Raw genomic sequence first — 14,963 nt, forward strand, 5'->3', positions numbered from 1 at the left:
GGAATCCGCTTCGTGGCGGTCCTCCTCTAGCGCGCAGAGGCGCCCGCGGCCAAGCGCGGACGGTCCGACACCGGACCGAACCGCTCATGCGCCACAGGCATGTGGCTCCGCACGCGAGAAGCCGGCGCTGCGCCCGGCGACCATCCAGTAGATCAGGCCGGCACTGGCGCCGACGACGAACAGGATCAGCGTCAGGCGCGCTTCCGCGGCGAGAAGCCCCGGCGCGGTGCCGGTCGTCTGCGGACGCACCGCGCCCCGCGCCAGCCAGGGCAGGGCGGCGGTCAGCAGGCCGCCCCCGGCGCCGTACCAGAGGTAACCGCGGCGCGCGAAGATCTCGCCGGCGAAACCGACCAGGGCGGGGGGCACGAACAGCAGGACGAACAACGCCTGCGCGAGGCCGGCGACCAGAAGGAGCAACCCTTCCGGCGGGAGTCCGGCGGAGAGGTCGGACAGCGCCATGTCCACGCCGGCGAGCGCCCCGCCCGTGAGCCAGGCATTGGCCGTGGGGTCGACGAGCAGCGCCAGAACCAGGATCGCGGCGCCGGCCGGGACGGCGAGCAGGAGGGCGAAGGCTCCGAGGAGCAGGCGGCCGAGGACGTGCATGACAGGCTTCTACACCGAAGACCCCACGCCTTCGCAAAACGAAGCCGCGCCCGACCGGTCAGGGTCGGGCGCGGCTCTGAGATCCTGCGATCGTCAAGCTGCCGGCGGAACGACGTCTCGCCTCAACCGTGGGCGGGGGCCGCCCCGCCATGGTCGCCGTGGGACGGCTTGCCGCGCAGGCGGCCGAGCCAGAGCGAGAAGTGGCGGATCACCACGTAGAAGACCGGGGTGAGGAACAGGCCGAAGAAGGTCGCGCCGATCATCCCGAAGAACACCGCGGTGCCCAGGGCCTGGCGCATCTCGGCGCCGGGGCCGGTGGCGATCACCAGCGGCAGGGTGCCGAGGATGAACGCGAAGGCGGTCATCAGGATCGGGCGCAGGCGCAGCCGGCAGGCTTCCACCGCCGCCTCCACCGGGCCCCGGTGCTCACGCTGCTCGATGTCGTGCGCGAACTCGACGATCAGGATCGCGTTCTTGGCAGCCAAGCCGATCAGCACGATCAGACCGATCTGGGTCAGGATGTTGTTGTCCTGCCCCCGGAACTGCACCCCGGCCAGAGCCGCGAGCACGCCGGTGGGCACCACCAGCAGGATCGCCATCGGCAGGGCCCACGATTCGTACTGGGCGGCCAGAACGAGGAAGACCAGGAGCACGCCGAGGGCGAAGACGGCGCCGGCGGTGCCGCTCGCGGCCTTCTGCTGGTAGGCGATCTCGGTCCAGTCGTAGGAGTAGCCCTCGGGGAGCGCCTTCTTGGCGATCTCCTCCATGGCGGTGAGCGCCTGACCGGTCGAGACGCCCGGCTTGGCCACGCCCTGGACCGGCACCGAGTAGTACAGGTTGAACCGCTGCACGATCTGCGGCCCGGTGACGTCGCGCACCGAGGCCAGCGTGCCCATCGGCACCAGCGCGCCCGTGGAGGAGCGCACCTTGATCTGCGAGATGTCCTGGATCGACGACCGGAACGCGGCGTCGCCCTGCAGGCGCACCTGGTAGATGCGGCCCAACGTGTTGAAGTCGTTCACGTAGGTGCCGCCGAGATCCGCCTGGACCGACGAGAACACGTTGGCGAGCGGCACGTTCAGCATCCGCGCGATGGTGCGGTCGATGTCGAGGAAGAGCTGCGGCGTCGCGTTGTCGAAGGTCGTGAACACGCGCTGCACGTCGGCGCTCTGGTTCGCCTGGGCGATCACCTCGCCGGCGGCGGCCATGAGCGGACCGATCTCCGAGGATTGGCGGCTCTCGATCTGCAGCTTGAAGCCGCCGCCGTTGCCGAGACCGCGGACGGGCGGCGGCGGGATCACGATCACCCGGGCTTCCTGGATGTCGGAGGTCGCCTTGAGCACCTCGCCGGTGAGCACCGCGGCGCTGCGCCCTTCGCCGGCCCGCTCCTTGGCCCCGGTGAGCGTCAGGAACATCACGCCGGCATTGGTGGTGTTGGTGAAGGTCGCACCGTCGAAGCCCGCGATGATGACGGCGTTGGCGATGCCGTGCACGGTCCGCGCCTGCTTGGCGGCGCGCAGCATCACCTCGGTGGTCCGGTCGAGCGAGGAGCCCGAGGGGAGCTGCACGACGCCGATCAGGTAGCCCTGGTCCTGGTCCGGGATGAAGCCCGTGGGCGTCGTCTGGGCGAGGTGCAGGGTGCCGGCGATCACCGCCGCGTAGACCAGCAGCATCGCGCCCAGTCCGACGAACCCGCCGGTCAGGACCCGGATCGTCCGCCCGTAGAAGTTCGACGTGGCGTCGAAGGCGCGGTTGAAGCCGTTGGCGAGCCAGTTCACGAACCGGGTCAGGAAGAACTTCGGCTCCTTGCGCGCGTGGTGCGGCACGAGCAGCAGCTTACACAGGGCCGGCGACAGGGTCAGCGAGTTGAACGCGGAGATCAGGGTCGAGGCCGCGATCGTGAGCGCGAACTGCTTGTAGAACTGGCCCGAGATGCCCGGGATGAACGCGGTCGGCACGAACACCGCCGCGAGCACGAGGGCGATGGCGATGACCGCGCCGCCGACCTCGTCCATGGTCTTGTGCGCAGCGTCGCCCGGGGAGAGCCCCTCGGCCATGTTGCGCTCGACGTTCTCCACCACCACGATCGCGTCGTCGACCACGATGCCGATGGCGAGCACCAGCCCGAACAGGGTCAGGTTGTTGAGCGAGAACCCGAAGGCCGCCATCGCCGCGAAGGTACCGATCAACGACACGGGAATCGCGATCACCGGGATCAGGGCGGTGCGCCAGCTCTGCAGGAACACCAGCACCACGATGACCACGAGGCCGACCGCCTCGAACAGGGTCTTGTAGACCTCCTGGATCGATTCCTCGATGAACTCGGTCGGGTTGTAGGCGATGCGGTACTCGACGTCCGGCGGGAAGTTCTTCTTGACGACCTCCATCACCTGCTTGACCGAGGTCGCCGCCTCGAGGGCGTTGGTGCCGGGCCGTTGGAACGCGCCGATGCCCACCGCCGGCGTGTCGTTGAGGTAGGAGTTGGTCGTGTAGTCCTTCTGGCCCATCTCGACGCGGGCGATGTCCTTGACCCGGACGAGGCGCCCGTCCTGGGCCTTGATGATCACCTCGGCGAACTGTTCCGGCGTCTTGAAGCGGGCCTGCGACTGGACGACCAGCTGGAACGCCTCGCCCTTGGCCGCGGGCGGACCGTTGAGCTGGCCGGCGGCCACCTGGACGTTCTGCTCCTGCAGGGCGGTGGTGACGTCGGTAACCGAAAGGCCGTAGGCGGCGAGCTTGTTCGGATCGACCCAGATCCGCTCGGCATATTCGTTACCGCCGAACACCGTGATGTCGCCGACGCCGTCGAGGCGCAGCAGCTCGTCGCGGATGTTCAGGTAGATGTAGTTGGCCAGGTAGTTCTGGTCGTAGGTCTTGTTCGGCGAGAGCAGGTGCACGACCAGCATGAGGTCGGGCGAGGCCTTGCGCACGGTCACGCCGAGGTTGCGCACGTCCGGCGGCAGGCGCGGCTGGGCGACCGAGAGCCGGTTCTGCACCAGCACGTTGGCGATATCGAGGTTGGTGCCGACCTTGAAGGTCACGGTCAGCAGCATGTTGCCGTCGTTGGTCGACAACGACGTCATGTAGAGCATGTTGTCGACGCCGTTGACCTCCTGCTCGATCGGCGTCGCGATCGTGGCGGCCACGGTCTCGGCATTGGCGCCCGGATAGGAGGCGCGCACGGTCACGGTCGGCGGCACGATCTCGGGATATTGCGAGACCGGCAGGCTCTCGTAGGCGACGAAGCCGAGGATCAGGAAGATGATCGACGTGACCGACGCGAAGATCGGCCTGTCGACGAAGAAATGGGCGAAACGCATCGGTCAAACCTCTGAGGCCCGCCGGTCACCCGGTCGGGGCCCTGCGTCGTCGAAGCGGCGCACGCGGCACGGCGTGCGCGAATGCAATCGTGTCGAGCCGGTCAGGCTCACGTCTTGCTCGGGGGCAGCTCGATCGTCTCCGGGGTGACCTTGGCCCCCGGACGGATGCGGGCGACGCCGTTGACCACCAGGGTCTCGTCGCCCTTCAGGCCGCTGCGGATCACCCGGTAGCCGTCCACCTTCGGACCGAGCACCACGTCCTTCTGCTGGATGACGTTGTCGGGCCCGACCACGTAGACGACGCGCTTGTCCTGGTTGGCGGCGACCGCCTCGTCGGGGATCAGCACGCCCTGGAACGGCTTGGTGGCCGGCATCGCGACGATGCCGAACAGGCCGGGCTTGATGAACTGATCGGCGTTCGGGACCGTGGCGCGCAGCAGGATCGTGCCGGTGGCGTTGTCGACGCGGTTGTCGACGAAGTCGAGGGTGCCCTTGCGGGTCGGCTTCGCCTCGCCGGACAGCGAGATCATGATCGGCACGCCCTTACCCTGCTGGGTCTGGCCCATGCCGATGCCGAGGCTGTTCTGGTATTTCAGGAACGACTTCTCATCGACGGTGAAGCTGAACCAGATCGGGTCCAGCGACACGATCGTGGTCAGCATCGTCTGGTCGGCGCTGACGATGTTGCCCTCGGTGACGAGCCGCCGGCTGATCCGGCCGTTCACCGGGGCCTTCACCTCGCTGAAATCGTAGTTGAGCTGCGCGTTGTTCAGCGCCGCCTGGGCGCTGTCGACGTCGGCCTGGGCGGTCAGCGAGGCCTGCCGGCGCTGGTCCGTGACCTGCTCGGAGATGTTGCCGCTCCGGGACAGGGTCTGGGCGCGCTCGAGGTCGGTCTGCGAGAAGGATTGCCGGGCCTTGGCCGAGGCGAGGGCGGCCTGGGCCTGCTCCAGCGCCGCCTTGTAGGGACGGCGGTCGATCACGAACAGAAGGTCGCCCTTCTTCACGTTCTGGCCGTCGATGAAGTTGATCTTCTCCAGGTATCCGGTGACCCGGGCCCGGACCTCGACGTTCTCGATCGCCTCGAAGCGACCGGTATACTGGTCCTGCTCGACGATCTCGCGGACCACCGGCTTGGCCACCGTCACCTTCGGCGGCGGGCCGCCGGGTGCCTGGGCGTGAGCGATCGGTGCCAGGGGGCCCGCGACCAGGAAGCCGGCAGCGAGACCGGAGAGCACGGGGAAGAGGCTGGAAAGCCGGCTGCGCATCGGGTCCTGCTGTCCGTTGGCCGACCCGTCGGTCGAACCGAGCTTGACGATAAATCCTTGGTGGGCGCGCCGTAACCCGCGCGCCCCAGTGCTTATTGTGCGAGAGCGCACATCACGGCCCCGTGAGGGCGGATTGTTTTATTCCGCTACTCGATTGCTTCGCCCGCGGCGTACCAATCCTTGAAGCCGCCCTTGTAGTGCTCGGAGATGTCGAGGCCCGCTTTCTGGGCGGCCATCAACGCGTGGACCGAGCGGATTCCCGACCCGCAGGACAGGATCGGGCGGCGGCCATCGGCGGCGATCAGGGCCGCGACGGCCTGCGGATCGAACGTGGAGAGCGGATGGGAGACGGCGCCGGGGATGTGCCCGGCCTCGTATTCGTGGTCCTCGCGCACGTCGATGATCAGCATCGTGCCATCGTTCAACCCACGCTTGACCGTCTCGCGATCGAGGTCGACCACCTGCATCGACAGGCTCTCCGTTCCGCCCAGCCGAAGGCCGGCCCTATGGACTGACGCTTTCCCTTATTCGTCAGGCCCGACCGGCGCAACTCACGGCGTTCCGCGCGGACCCGTCAGATCGCCGCGAGGGTCGGACCGATGGCCGCAAAATGGCCGTTCCAGCTCGGCGGCACGTAGCCGTCGAGGCGGCCGGCGAGTTCGGTCCGGAGCGGCGCGTTCGGTCGGGCGAGGGCTTCGATCGCCTGCTCCCAGCCAGGCCCGTCCAGCGGGTCGCAGAAATGGGCGACGCCGCCGGCGATCTCCCGGTGGACCGGGATGTCCGAGGCCACCACGGGCAGGCCGCAGGCCGCCGCCTCGACGATCGGGATGCCGTAGCCTTCCGTGAACGACGGCATCAACAGGGCCGTGCAGCTGCGGGTCAGCGCCGCGAGGCCGTGGGTCGAGAGGCCGGTGACCTCGATCGTGTGGGCGCGCACGCCGGGGCAGCGCTCGAGCATGTCGATGGCGCTCTCGGCCTCCCAGCCCCGGCGCCCCACCACGACCAGGCGGGGCGTCGCCGCCCCGTGCCGCTCGGCCAGACGCCGCCAGAGCTGGAACAGCAGCAGGTGATTCTTGCGCGATTCGATCGTGCCGCAGACCAGGAAGGTCGGGCGGTCCGGCTGGAGCCGGGGGCCCGAGCGGTCGAAAGCTGTCTCGACGCCGAGATGGCCCACCGCCACCGGCGGCCGGCCGAACCCTTCGGCCGCCAGGTGATCGAGGGTGCGCACGCCGGTATCGGCCGAGTTGACCAGGATCGCGGCGGCGTGCCGACCCACCGTGCGCATCCGGATCCGGTGGCGGTCGGCCTCGCCGGCACGCCCGTATTCGGGATGCGTGATCGGGATGAGGTCGTGGACGAAGAACGCCGCGCGCACGTCCCGCCGGTCGTAGAGCCAGTCGAACCGCCCGGGATTGTCGAGGCGCAGATGCGAGGTGTGCAGGTAGAGGGCATCCCGGGGCAGGGCCGCGAGCGAGCGCCCGCGCAAGGCGATGTCGGCTGCGGTCCGGGCCTGGATCCGGCGGCGCTGCGATCCGCCATTCCGTGGCGCCGGCGCCGCTGGGGCCGCCGCCGCCGGGGCGCCCAGGCGCGCCGCAAGCCCGCGATAGACCGGATCCGAGAGCGCGTCCCGATCCTCGACCCAGCCCGCCGCCACCGCCTCGACGATGGCGAGGGCAAGCGCGCGGTCCAGCACCCGCGGCCCATACGCCGTCGAGACCACGCCCACGCCCGGCCCGGGCCGGCCGAGGAAGTGGCGCGCATAGGCGAGATCGACCCGGTCGATCCCTGACGGGCTGGCATGGCGCAACCGCGTGACGAGGCGCGTGAGATCGAAGGCGATCGGTCGGTCGGTCATGGTCCTCGTTGGCGTGGCGGGGGCGTTTCCGCGATGGGCGGGGCGGCTGGCGCTCCCCGTACCCGGCCGGGCCGGAGAGGGCCAGCGCCGCCGATCCGTCGCTGAGGGCTTGCGCGGGCCGGGCGCGACGGCTAAGAGCGCCGGGCCCACGTGGCGTCGGAGTGTAGCGCAGCCCGGTAGCGCACCTGTCTGGGGGACAGGGGGTCGTCGGTTCAAGTCCGGCCACTCCGACCATATTTTTTAGGGACTGCGCGTTGGCGCCGGCCCGATCGACCAGCCCCAATTCGATCGCCATCGTGCCCCGGCCTCGCTGAGGGATTTCGTGCGCCGGTTCAATCCGGCGGCGCGTAGGCTGAGCCGTCGGCCGCGCTCAGCGGCGCTTCCACGTAGCGCCCGTGCTCCGGCACCGCGACCTCATCGAACTGCTCGGCGAGGGCATGGAGCGCCCTGCGCATTTCGGGGCCCTGGAGCGGGCGGCCGTGGCCGGTGATGACGCGCTCGGGTTCGAGGCCGGCGAGCGCCTGGACCGAATGGCGCGCGGCGCCCCAATCGATCGTGAGATACATCGGCGGCCCGTGCAGTTCGGGCTCCTGGACCGCCACCGCGTAGGCCGATTCCTGCGCCGTGGTGACAAAGGCGTCGCCGACGATCAGGGTGCGGTCGGCCTCGCGCCAGAACGAGACATGGCCCGGCGCATGGCCCGGCGTGTGAATCCAGCGCCAGCCCGGCATCGGCGGCACGGATCCGTCCCCGGGCAGATCCTGCAGGCGCCCGGACACGTCGACCGGTTTCGTCGGGAAGAGCGGCGACAGGCGCCCGAGCAATCCGCCGCCGACGCTCGGATCGGGGGCGGGGTAAGAGGCGCTGCCGTCGAGATAGGGCCGCTCCAGGGCGTGCGCGAAGACCGGGACATCCCACTCTTCGGCAAGATCCTCGAGCACGCCGACATGGTCGAAATGGCCGTGGGTCAGCACGATCGCGGCGGGCCGTGCGCCCGCGCCGAACCGCGCTTCGGCCGCCGCCTTGATCGCGCCCTTGGCGCCCATCACGCCGGCATCGACGAGGACCCAGCCGCGGTCGCCGGCTCCGGGGGCGCCGACGAACACGGTGTTGACCAGCACGAGCCGCCGATAGGCGACGTCGCCGGTGATCGCGTGGGTGGAATCGTCCCGCTCGGCATCGCGGGCCGGATCGTCGGCGCGGGCCTTCGGGTCGACGGGAATCTGCTGGGCCATGCGGGGCTGCTCCCATGCGGGTTGCCCGAGCAGGCCGGTCTCGGCAGAGCTGCTCGGGTCGTTGCGGCCGCGATGTTGTCCCGCCGCGGATTCGACCGCTCTGGCGTTGGATGCTTCGGCCGCTGGTGTCACGCAAACCGGGGTCGTAGAAGCGGGTTCCCGGAACGCCGCGGGGCCGGCTCGCCGCAGCGGGATCGCGCGCGGCGATTCCAACCCCATATGGAACCCATCGACGCCCCCGCCGCAGGTCCCAGCATGGCACCGAGCCCGCTCGCCCTCATCGCGTCCGCCACCCTCGTCACCCTGGTCGCCACCGGCACGGGGGCGATCGTCCTGCAGCAGGGTTCCCAGTTCAGCCACCCCCGCCGGGTCGGCGGCAGCTTCGCCATGGCGGATCTCGACGGCAAGCCGGTCAGCCAGGCCGACCTGCTCGGCAAGCCCACCGCCCTGTTCTTCGGCTTCACCCATTGCCCCGAGGTCTGCCCGACGACGCTCGCGACCCTGTCGGCGGCGCTCGGCCGGATGGGCCGCGACGCCGACCGACTCAACGTCGTGTTCGTCACCCTCGACCCGGAGCGCGATACGCCCGAGAGCCTGCGGGACTACCTGGCCGCGTTCGATCCGCGGATCCGCAGCTTCGTCGGGACGCCCGAGCAGGTCGCCCGCATGGCCGACGCCTACCACGTCGCCTACAAGCGCGTGCCGGTCCAGGGCGGCGACTACACGATGGAGCATTCCGCCACCGTTGGGCTGTTCGACAAGACCGGCCGGATGGTCGGCGAGATCGGCTACGGCGAGGACGAGGACCGTACCCTCTCCAAGCTGATCACCCTGGCGCTGCCGGGGCAATGCGCCCCCGGGGGCGGCGCCGCGCTGTGGGAGACCAACGGCCCCACCAACGCCTGCGGCCCGCGAAGCTGAACCTCAGCCGGCGCCGCGGTAAATTGCGCGGTCATTCCAGCGTGACTAGAGGGCGGGGCAGGTCGTCAGACCGGCGATTCCCGGAGGTTCGAGCTTGATCACGCGACGCGCCCTGACAGCTTTGGGCCTGCTGGCCCTCTCGCCCCTCGCGCGCCCCGCCCTGGCCGCATCCGGCGGCCCGCGCCTGGCCGCACCCGAGCCGATGGATTTCGACCGGCTGAAGACGCTGGCCCGCAGCCTGCGCGACCGGCCCTACGCGCCGCCCCCGGAGGCACCGGCCTCGCCGACGCTGGACGCGCTGACCTACGGGCCGCTCCAGGAGATCCGCTATCCTCCGGGGCACGCTTTATTCCCGGAAAGCCCGTACCCGGTCACGTTCTTCCACCTGGGCAACTTCTTCCGGCATCCGGTGAAGATCTATGCGCTCGAAGGCGGCCAGGCGCGCGAGGTCCTGTATTCACGCGACCTCTTCGCCTACCCGCCCGGAAATCCCGGCAAGGACCTGCCCGACGGCGCCGGTTTTGCCGGTGTCCGCTTCCAGAAGGTCCCGGCCGACCAGCCCGGCGCCGACGGCGACTGGCTGGCCTTCCTCGGGGCCTCCTATTTCCGTGCGGCCGGCGACGGGGCGCAGTACGGCGCCTCGGCCCGGGGCATCGCCATCGACACGGCGCCGGGACCGGGCAAGACGGAGGAATTCCCGGTCTTCACCCGCTTCTACGTTTCCCCGGCCGCGGACGGGGCGGTCACCATTCTGGCGCTGCTGGAAGGCCAGAGCCTCACCGGCGCCTACCGGTTCACCGCCCGGAAGGAGCCGCATGTGGTGATCGACGTCGCCTGCACGCTCTACATCCGCAAGCCGGTCGAGCGGTTCGGCGTCGCGCCGCTGACCTCGATGCTGTGGTATTCCGAGGGAATGAGCCGGTTCCTCGCCAGCGACTGGCGGCCCGAGGTGCACGATTCCGACGGGCTGCTGATGCGGACCGGCGCCGGCGAGCTGATCTGGCGGCCGCTCAACAACCCGCCGCGGCTCAGCGTCAGCGCCTTCGCGGACCGCTCGCCGAAGGGGTTCGGCCTGCTCCAGCGCGACCGGTCCTTCGACAACTACATCGACGACGGCTTCGAGGAGAACCGCCCGCATATCTGGGTCGAGCTGCAGGGCGATTGGGGAGCCGGCAGCGTGCAGCTCGTCGAGATCCCGACCCACCAGGAAACCGACGACAATATCGGCGCCATGTGGGTGCCGGCCGACCCGCCGGGCGCGGGGTCGGAGCGCAGCTTCGCCTACCGCCTGCACTGGCCGGTGACCGAGCCGGTCGCCACCGATCTGGCCCGCTGCGTCGCGACCCGGGCGACCAAAGCCTCCTGGCTCTCCGAGGCGGACAGGCGTGCGGGCCGGGCGAACCTCGTGCGCCAGTTCGTCCTGGAATTCGAGGGCGCGGCCCTGGCGGGTCTCAACCCGGAACAGGCCACGGTGGCGCTGACGCTGTCGCGCGGCTCTGCCGAGGAGGTCGGGGCCACCTGGGCGCCCTACGGCAAGCCGAGCCCCTGGCGGGTGTTCCTGAAGGTTTTCGCCGAAGGTCCCGAGCCGGTCGAGATGCGGCTGCAGCTCAAGAACGGCGACCGGCTGCTCTCGGAGACCTGGGCCTACCAGTATTATCCGCAGGCGCCCGGCACGGTGCTGTAGGCCGAAAGGCCGCTCCGCCGCATTGCCGGGCCGGCGCGGCCCTCTGTAGAAGGGTGATCCCGGGCGGCGTCGCGCCGTCCCGCCGCATCCGAGGCCGTCATGAACGGCGAACCGCCGCCCGGCCTCAACCTGCCCGAGGCCCTGACCCGTCTGCTGAAGGCCCCGCGGAGCGCGATCTGGCCGACGCCCGAGGACCGGCACCGCCTGCGCCTCGGCCGCCAGCGGCCCCGCCAGCCGAGCAAGGCCGTGATGGGGGTCTGGATCTGGGCGATCCTGTACAACGTGATCGGCTTCGCGATCCTCGCGACCCTGTGGCGGACGATGCACTGACCCGATGAACGCACCCGAGACGCTTCGATCGGCAGCGCAGCGCGCGATCCCGATCGTCCTTTTCCTCGTGGGCCTCGCGGCGGCACCGGCCGGGGCGCAGACGCCGGACAGCGCCCTCAACGCCGATGACGGCACCGGGGCGGTCAAGGTCTGCTCGCCGGTGGCGATGCCCCGCTGGCGCTCGATGATCCCGGTCCCGAAGACCTGGACCTTCCTGGATTGCATGGGCTTCTCGGGCGAAATGGGCGCCAGCCATTTCCAGCTCGGCTGCGTGTTCGCCAACGTGACGCCGCACGCGCAGAAATACGCCTGGGGTCCGGTCGTGCCGATCGAGAAGGCGGCCCTGGCCAAGCCGCAGCCGCCGATCCCGAATTGCGGCTGGTGATGCGCCGGATCAGCCTTGGCCGACGCGCGTGTCCGGCCAGTCCAAGGCGAGGGTGAGCTGAGCCCGGAAGACCACCGTGCCGGCCTCGTTCCGGACCTGCGCCTCCAAGTGCAGGTCGGCCAGATCGGACCCCACGGGCGATGTCTGCGTCGCCCGAAGCGTGTCGTTGGCGACTTCCACCAGCGCTTCCGCTGCGGACCGGCAGGCTTCCCGCCGCCCGCAGAATTCGAGGCCCTCCTCGTCGCGGGACAAGGCCGTTCCGGTGATGAAGTCGGTGAAATAGCGCACGGCACACCGCCCCCGGAACCAAGCCTACAATTAGCCCGCCCGGATCATTATTGTCGTTAACCTGGGTCAAGGCGTGCCGCGCGGTCGCCATGCGCGATCGGAAGTCGTTTGACCATCGTCGGGGTGACGGGAAAGCGTTCAACCGGGAAACCGAGTCTGTTCCCGCGGGTTAATTGAAACAGACTCGACGCGTCGGCGCATCATCGTCTGAAAGCGTACATAGCCCCCGGACAAGCTCAATTTCGCTTGTGGTCGGGCGGCGGCCGTTTACCTCGAGTCCTTCGAGATCAGACAAGCTTCAGCGCCGGGAACCGAGAGACTGGCCGCGCTCTAGCACCGACTTTGGAGCGGAGCCTTGGATCGACCGAAGCAGGATGGCGTCCGCAATCGTCTGCTCCGTCTCATGCCACCCGAGGATTTCGCCCGTCTCGCGCCCGCGCTGGAAACCGTGTCGGTGCCGCTGCGTGAGCTGCTGATCCTGCCGCTTCAGCCGATCACCCATGCGCATTTCATCGAGGAAGGCATCGTGTCGCTGGTTGCCGACACGGTCGAGGGCCGGATCGAGATCGGGGTCATCGGCTACGAGGGGATGTGCGGCGCCCCGCTCGTGCTGGGGGCCGACCGGACGCCGCACACCGCCCTGGTCCAATCCGACCTGGTGGCCCTGCGGCTCCCGGCCGCGGTCCTGCAGGCGGCGCTCGACGAGAGCGCACCGCTGCGCAGCCTGCTCGGGCGATACGTCCAGAGCCTGATCGTCCAGGTCGGCCACACCGTTTACGCCAACACGGACCTCACCATCGAGGCGCGGCTCGCCCGGTGGATCCTGATGACCCACGACCGGCTGCAGAAGGACGAGCTGATCCTCACGCACGAGTTCCTGGCGATGATGCTCGGCGTCCGGCGTCCGGGGGTCACGACCGCGACGCACGTTCTCGAGGGCTCGGGCATGATCAAGGCCCGCCGCGGGCGAATCATCGTGACCGATCGCGACAAGCTGGAAGACCTGGCCGGGGACGCCTACGGGCCGGCCGAGGCCGAGTACGAGCGGCTCCTCGCGCAGGGCTGACGCGCCGGCCGTCGCGATCCGGTCGAGCTTGGCCCGGCGCCTGAGCGACCGCTGCCCCGGCGGGCACACGATCCCCATTCGGCCAAGCCGACAGGCCGGGCTGTGCTCCGAAGGAGCGACGCGTGAGGCCGATCGCGGTCCCGCGGGATCCGCGCAAGCCTGACGATGCACAAAGAGCGCTTCGTTAAAGCCTCGCCCTGAAACTGGGCGGCAGGCCGGCTGTGGCGCGCGCACAACGGATCCACGCCCTTCGGCCTTTCCCGGCCCCGTTCGGCACCGACGATCTTTGACGCGCGCTGGCGATCGGGTTACAGGTGATCTCGCACGACAAGCAATAACCATGCCGCGAGCAGCGCAGCTCGGCTGGTCGATCACGCTGAAAGGGCATCGGGGCCTCGCATGAGTTTGGTGCAACGGCTGGAAGTGCGTCAGGGCCAGGCCCTGGTGATGACGCCGCAGCTCCTGCAAGCGATCAAACTCCTGCAATTGTCGCACCTCGATCTCGCCGCCTATGTCGAGGCCGAGCTGGAGCGTAATCCGCTGCTGGAACGGGCCGAATCCGAGGGATCGGGGCCCGCCGAATCCGCCGAGGCGAGCGGCCCGTCCGACGAAGCGGCCTCGGGTGGCGATTTCGACGCCGCCGACCCCGATTCGTGGCAGCCCACCGAACTCAATCCCAGCCGCGGCGAGATCGAGGCCGATTTCGACACCCGGCTCGACAACGTCTTCCCGGACGACGCCCCCATCCACGCGCAAGAGGCCTCCGGCGGCGACATGCTCTCGCTGACGCCGCCCCCCTACGGCAGCAGCGGCGGCAGCTTCGACTCCGACGCGCCCGATTTCGAGGCCGCCCTGACGGCCGAGATCTCCCTGCGCGATCACCTGGCGAGCCAGCTCGATCTCGCGACCCGCAACCCGTCCGACCGGCTGATCGGTGGCTTCCTGATCGACGCGGTCGACGAGGCCGGCTACCTGCGCGAGACGGTGGAGGGTGTGGCCGAGCGCCTCGGCGCCGATCCGGCCACCGTGGCCCGGGTGCTGACCCTGGTCCAGAGCTTCGACCCGCCGGGGATCGCGGCCCGGGACCTCGCCGAATGCCTGGCGATCCAGCTGCGCGAGCGCGACCGGTTCGATCCGGCCATGCAGGCCCTGGTCTCGCGCCTCGACCTCGTGGCCAAGCGCGATTTCGGCGCCCTGCGCCGCCTCTGCGGGGTCGACGACGAGGATCTCGTCGAGATGCTGGGCGAGATCCGGCGGCTCGATCCCAAGCCCGGCCGCGCCTTCGGCTCGAGCGCCGTCGAGGTGCTGATTCCGGACGTGTTCGTGCGCGCGGCCCCGGACGGGTCCTGGCTGGTGGAGCTCAACGGCGAGGCACTGCCCCGGGTCCTGGTCAACCAGAGCTACTATGCCCGCGTCGTGCGCGGCGCCTCGGCCGACGGCGACAAGGCGTTCCTGTCGGAGGCGCTGCAGAATGCCAATTGGCTGACCCGCTCCCTGGAGCAGCGCGCCCGCACGATCCTGAAGGTCGCCACCGAGATCGTGCGCCAGCAGGACGGGTTCTTCGTCCACGGCGTCACGCATCTGCGCCCGCTCAACCTCAAGACCGTGGCCGAGGCGATCGGCATGCACGAATCGACCGTGTCCCGGGTCACCTCCAACAAGGCGATCGGCACCAGCCGCGGCACCCTGGAGATGAAGTACTTCTTCACCGCGGCGATTCCGGGCGCGGCCGGCATGGCGGCCCATTCGTCGGAAGCCGTGCGCCACCGGATCAAGCAGCTCGTGGACGGCGAGACGCCGGACGACGTGCTGTCGGACGACGCGCTGGTGCAGAAGCTGCGCAGCGAGGGCGTCGACATCGCCCGCCGGACCGTGGCCAAGTACCGGGAATCCCTGCGCATCCCGAGCTCGATCGAGCGCCGCCGCGAGCATTACGCCCACGGCTCCGCCCATCACGGGGCGCTGGCCCTGCGCTGAGATCCGGCGGGACGGTCTTGCGTCGCGGCGGCGT

13 protein-coding genes and 1 tRNA gene are annotated in these 14,963 nt (G+C 69.8%); 7 read left to right on the forward strand and 7 right to left on the reverse strand.

The annotated features are described in order from the left end of the window. Positions 1 to 84: 84 nt before the first annotated feature. From LGR69_RS17335 to LGR69_RS17355, 5 genes are all read right to left on the reverse strand, one after another. Entirely contained in the window at positions 85 to 603 is a 519-nt protein-coding gene (locus LGR69_RS17335; RefSeq protein WP_230366798.1) for a hypothetical protein, read from the reverse strand. A gap of 122 nt (positions 604 to 725) precedes the next feature. Then, positions 726 to 3,923 carry an efflux RND transporter permease subunit gene (locus tag LGR69_RS17340; RefSeq protein ID WP_007559943.1) on the reverse strand — a complete coding sequence of 1,066 codons (3,198 nt, stop codon included), beginning with the start codon at positions 3,921 to 3,923 and terminating at the stop codon, positions 726 to 728. Positions 3,924 to 4,030: 107 nt separating this feature from the next. Next, positions 4,031 to 5,188 carry an efflux RND transporter periplasmic adaptor subunit gene (locus tag LGR69_RS17345; RefSeq protein WP_007559945.1) on the reverse strand — a complete coding sequence of 386 codons (1,158 nt, stop codon included), beginning with the start codon at positions 5,186 to 5,188 and terminating at the stop codon, positions 4,031 to 4,033. 146 nt (positions 5,189 to 5,334) lie between these two features. Further along, entirely contained in the window at positions 5,335 to 5,655 is a 321-nt protein-coding gene (locus LGR69_RS17350) for a rhodanese-like domain-containing protein (RefSeq protein WP_230366799.1), read from the reverse strand. Between the two features lie 107 nt (positions 5,656 to 5,762). Then, a complete protein-coding gene (locus tag LGR69_RS17355) occupies positions 5,763 to 7,043 on the reverse strand; it encodes a glycosyltransferase family 4 protein (RefSeq protein WP_230366800.1) in 1,281 nt (426 codons plus the stop codon). 157 nt (positions 7,044 to 7,200) lie between these two features. Between LGR69_RS17355 and LGR69_RS17360 the strand changes: the two genes are divergently transcribed. Next, positions 7,201 to 7,277 (forward strand) — tRNA-Pro (locus LGR69_RS17360). A 98-nt stretch (positions 7,278 to 7,375) separates the two neighbouring features. On the opposite strand, the gene LGR69_RS17365 is transcribed toward LGR69_RS17360, so the two are convergent. Further along, on the reverse strand, positions 7,376 to 8,278 hold the full coding sequence (locus LGR69_RS17365; RefSeq protein WP_230366801.1) for an MBL fold metallo-hydrolase: 903 nt from the start codon (positions 8,276 to 8,278) through the stop codon (positions 7,376 to 7,378). A gap of 255 nt (positions 8,279 to 8,533) precedes the next feature. On the opposite strand from LGR69_RS17365, the gene LGR69_RS17370 reads away from it, so the two are divergent. The 4 genes from LGR69_RS17370 (at position 8,534) to LGR69_RS17385 (ending at position 11,598) form a co-directional block, all read left to right on the forward strand. Further along, positions 8,534 to 9,199, forward strand: a complete 666-nt coding sequence (locus LGR69_RS17370) for an SCO family protein (RefSeq protein WP_007559955.1) — start codon at positions 8,534 to 8,536, stop codon at positions 9,197 to 9,199. Positions 9,200 to 9,293: 94 nt separating this feature from the next. Further along, complete coding sequence (locus LGR69_RS17375; protein ID WP_230366802.1) at positions 9,294 to 10,883, forward strand: OpgD/OpgG family glucan biosynthesis protein; 1,590 nt, start codon at positions 9,294 to 9,296, stop codon at positions 10,881 to 10,883. Between the two features lie 99 nt (positions 10,884 to 10,982). Further along, a complete protein-coding gene (locus tag LGR69_RS17380) occupies positions 10,983 to 11,213 on the forward strand; it encodes a hypothetical protein (protein WP_007559959.1) in 231 nt (76 codons plus the stop codon). Between the two features lie 4 nt (positions 11,214 to 11,217). Continuing rightward, complete coding sequence (locus LGR69_RS17385; protein ID WP_230366803.1) at positions 11,218 to 11,598, forward strand: hypothetical protein; 381 nt, start codon at positions 11,218 to 11,220, stop codon at positions 11,596 to 11,598. A gap of 9 nt (positions 11,599 to 11,607) precedes the next feature. On the opposite strand, the gene LGR69_RS17390 is transcribed toward LGR69_RS17385, so the two are convergent. Then, positions 11,608 to 11,886, reverse strand: a complete 279-nt coding sequence (locus tag LGR69_RS17390) for a DUF6894 family protein (RefSeq protein ID WP_122159268.1) — start codon at positions 11,884 to 11,886, stop codon at positions 11,608 to 11,610. Positions 11,887 to 12,241: 355 nt separating this feature from the next. On the opposite strand from LGR69_RS17390, the gene LGR69_RS17395 reads away from it, so the two are divergent. Continuing rightward, entirely contained in the window at positions 12,242 to 12,952 is a 711-nt protein-coding gene (locus tag LGR69_RS17395) for a Crp/Fnr family transcriptional regulator (protein ID WP_091857971.1), read from the forward strand. A gap of 399 nt (positions 12,953 to 13,351) precedes the next feature. Next, positions 13,352 to 14,929, forward strand: a complete 1,578-nt coding sequence (gene rpoN / locus LGR69_RS17400) for an RNA polymerase factor sigma-54 (protein WP_230366804.1) — start codon at positions 13,352 to 13,354, stop codon at positions 14,927 to 14,929. Positions 14,930 to 14,963: the final 34 nt, after the last annotated feature.

The organism is Methylobacterium brachiatum (genome assembly GCF_020523825.1).
Lineage (GTDB): Bacteria > Pseudomonadota > Alphaproteobacteria > Rhizobiales > Beijerinckiaceae > Methylobacterium > Methylobacterium brachiatum.

Excerpts from the sequence above, each read along its gene's own strand:
- LGR69_RS17345 (WP_007559945.1), bottom strand. The coding sequence starts at position 5,188 with ATGCGCAGCCGGCTTTCCAGCCTCTTCCCCGTGCTCTCCGGTCTCGCT.
- LGR69_RS17365 (WP_230366801.1), bottom strand. The coding sequence starts at position 8,278 with ATGGCCCAGCAGATTCCCGTCGACCCGAAGGCCCGCGCCGACGATCCG.
- LGR69_RS17385 (WP_230366803.1), top strand. The coding sequence starts at position 11,218 with ATGAACGCACCCGAGACGCTTCGATCGGCAGCGCAGCGCGCGATCCCG.
- LGR69_RS17380 (WP_007559959.1), top strand. The coding sequence starts at position 10,983 with ATGAACGGCGAACCGCCGCCCGGCCTCAACCTGCCCGAGGCCCTGACC.
- LGR69_RS17350 (WP_230366799.1), bottom strand. The coding sequence starts at position 5,655 with ATGCAGGTGGTCGACCTCGATCGCGAGACGGTCAAGCGTGGGTTGAAC.
- LGR69_RS17355 (WP_230366800.1), bottom strand. The coding sequence starts at position 7,043 with ATGACCGACCGACCGATCGCCTTCGATCTCACGCGCCTCGTCACGCGG.
- LGR69_RS17340 (WP_007559943.1), bottom strand. The coding sequence starts at position 3,923 with ATGCGTTTCGCCCATTTCTTCGTCGACAGGCCGATCTTCGCGTCGGTC.
- rpoN (WP_230366804.1), top strand. The coding sequence starts at position 13,352 with ATGAGTTTGGTGCAACGGCTGGAAGTGCGTCAGGGCCAGGCCCTGGTG.
- LGR69_RS17370 (WP_007559955.1), top strand. The coding sequence starts at position 8,534 with ATGGCACCGAGCCCGCTCGCCCTCATCGCGTCCGCCACCCTCGTCACC.
- LGR69_RS17335 (WP_230366798.1), bottom strand. The coding sequence starts at position 603 with ATGCACGTCCTCGGCCGCCTGCTCCTCGGAGCCTTCGCCCTCCTGCTC.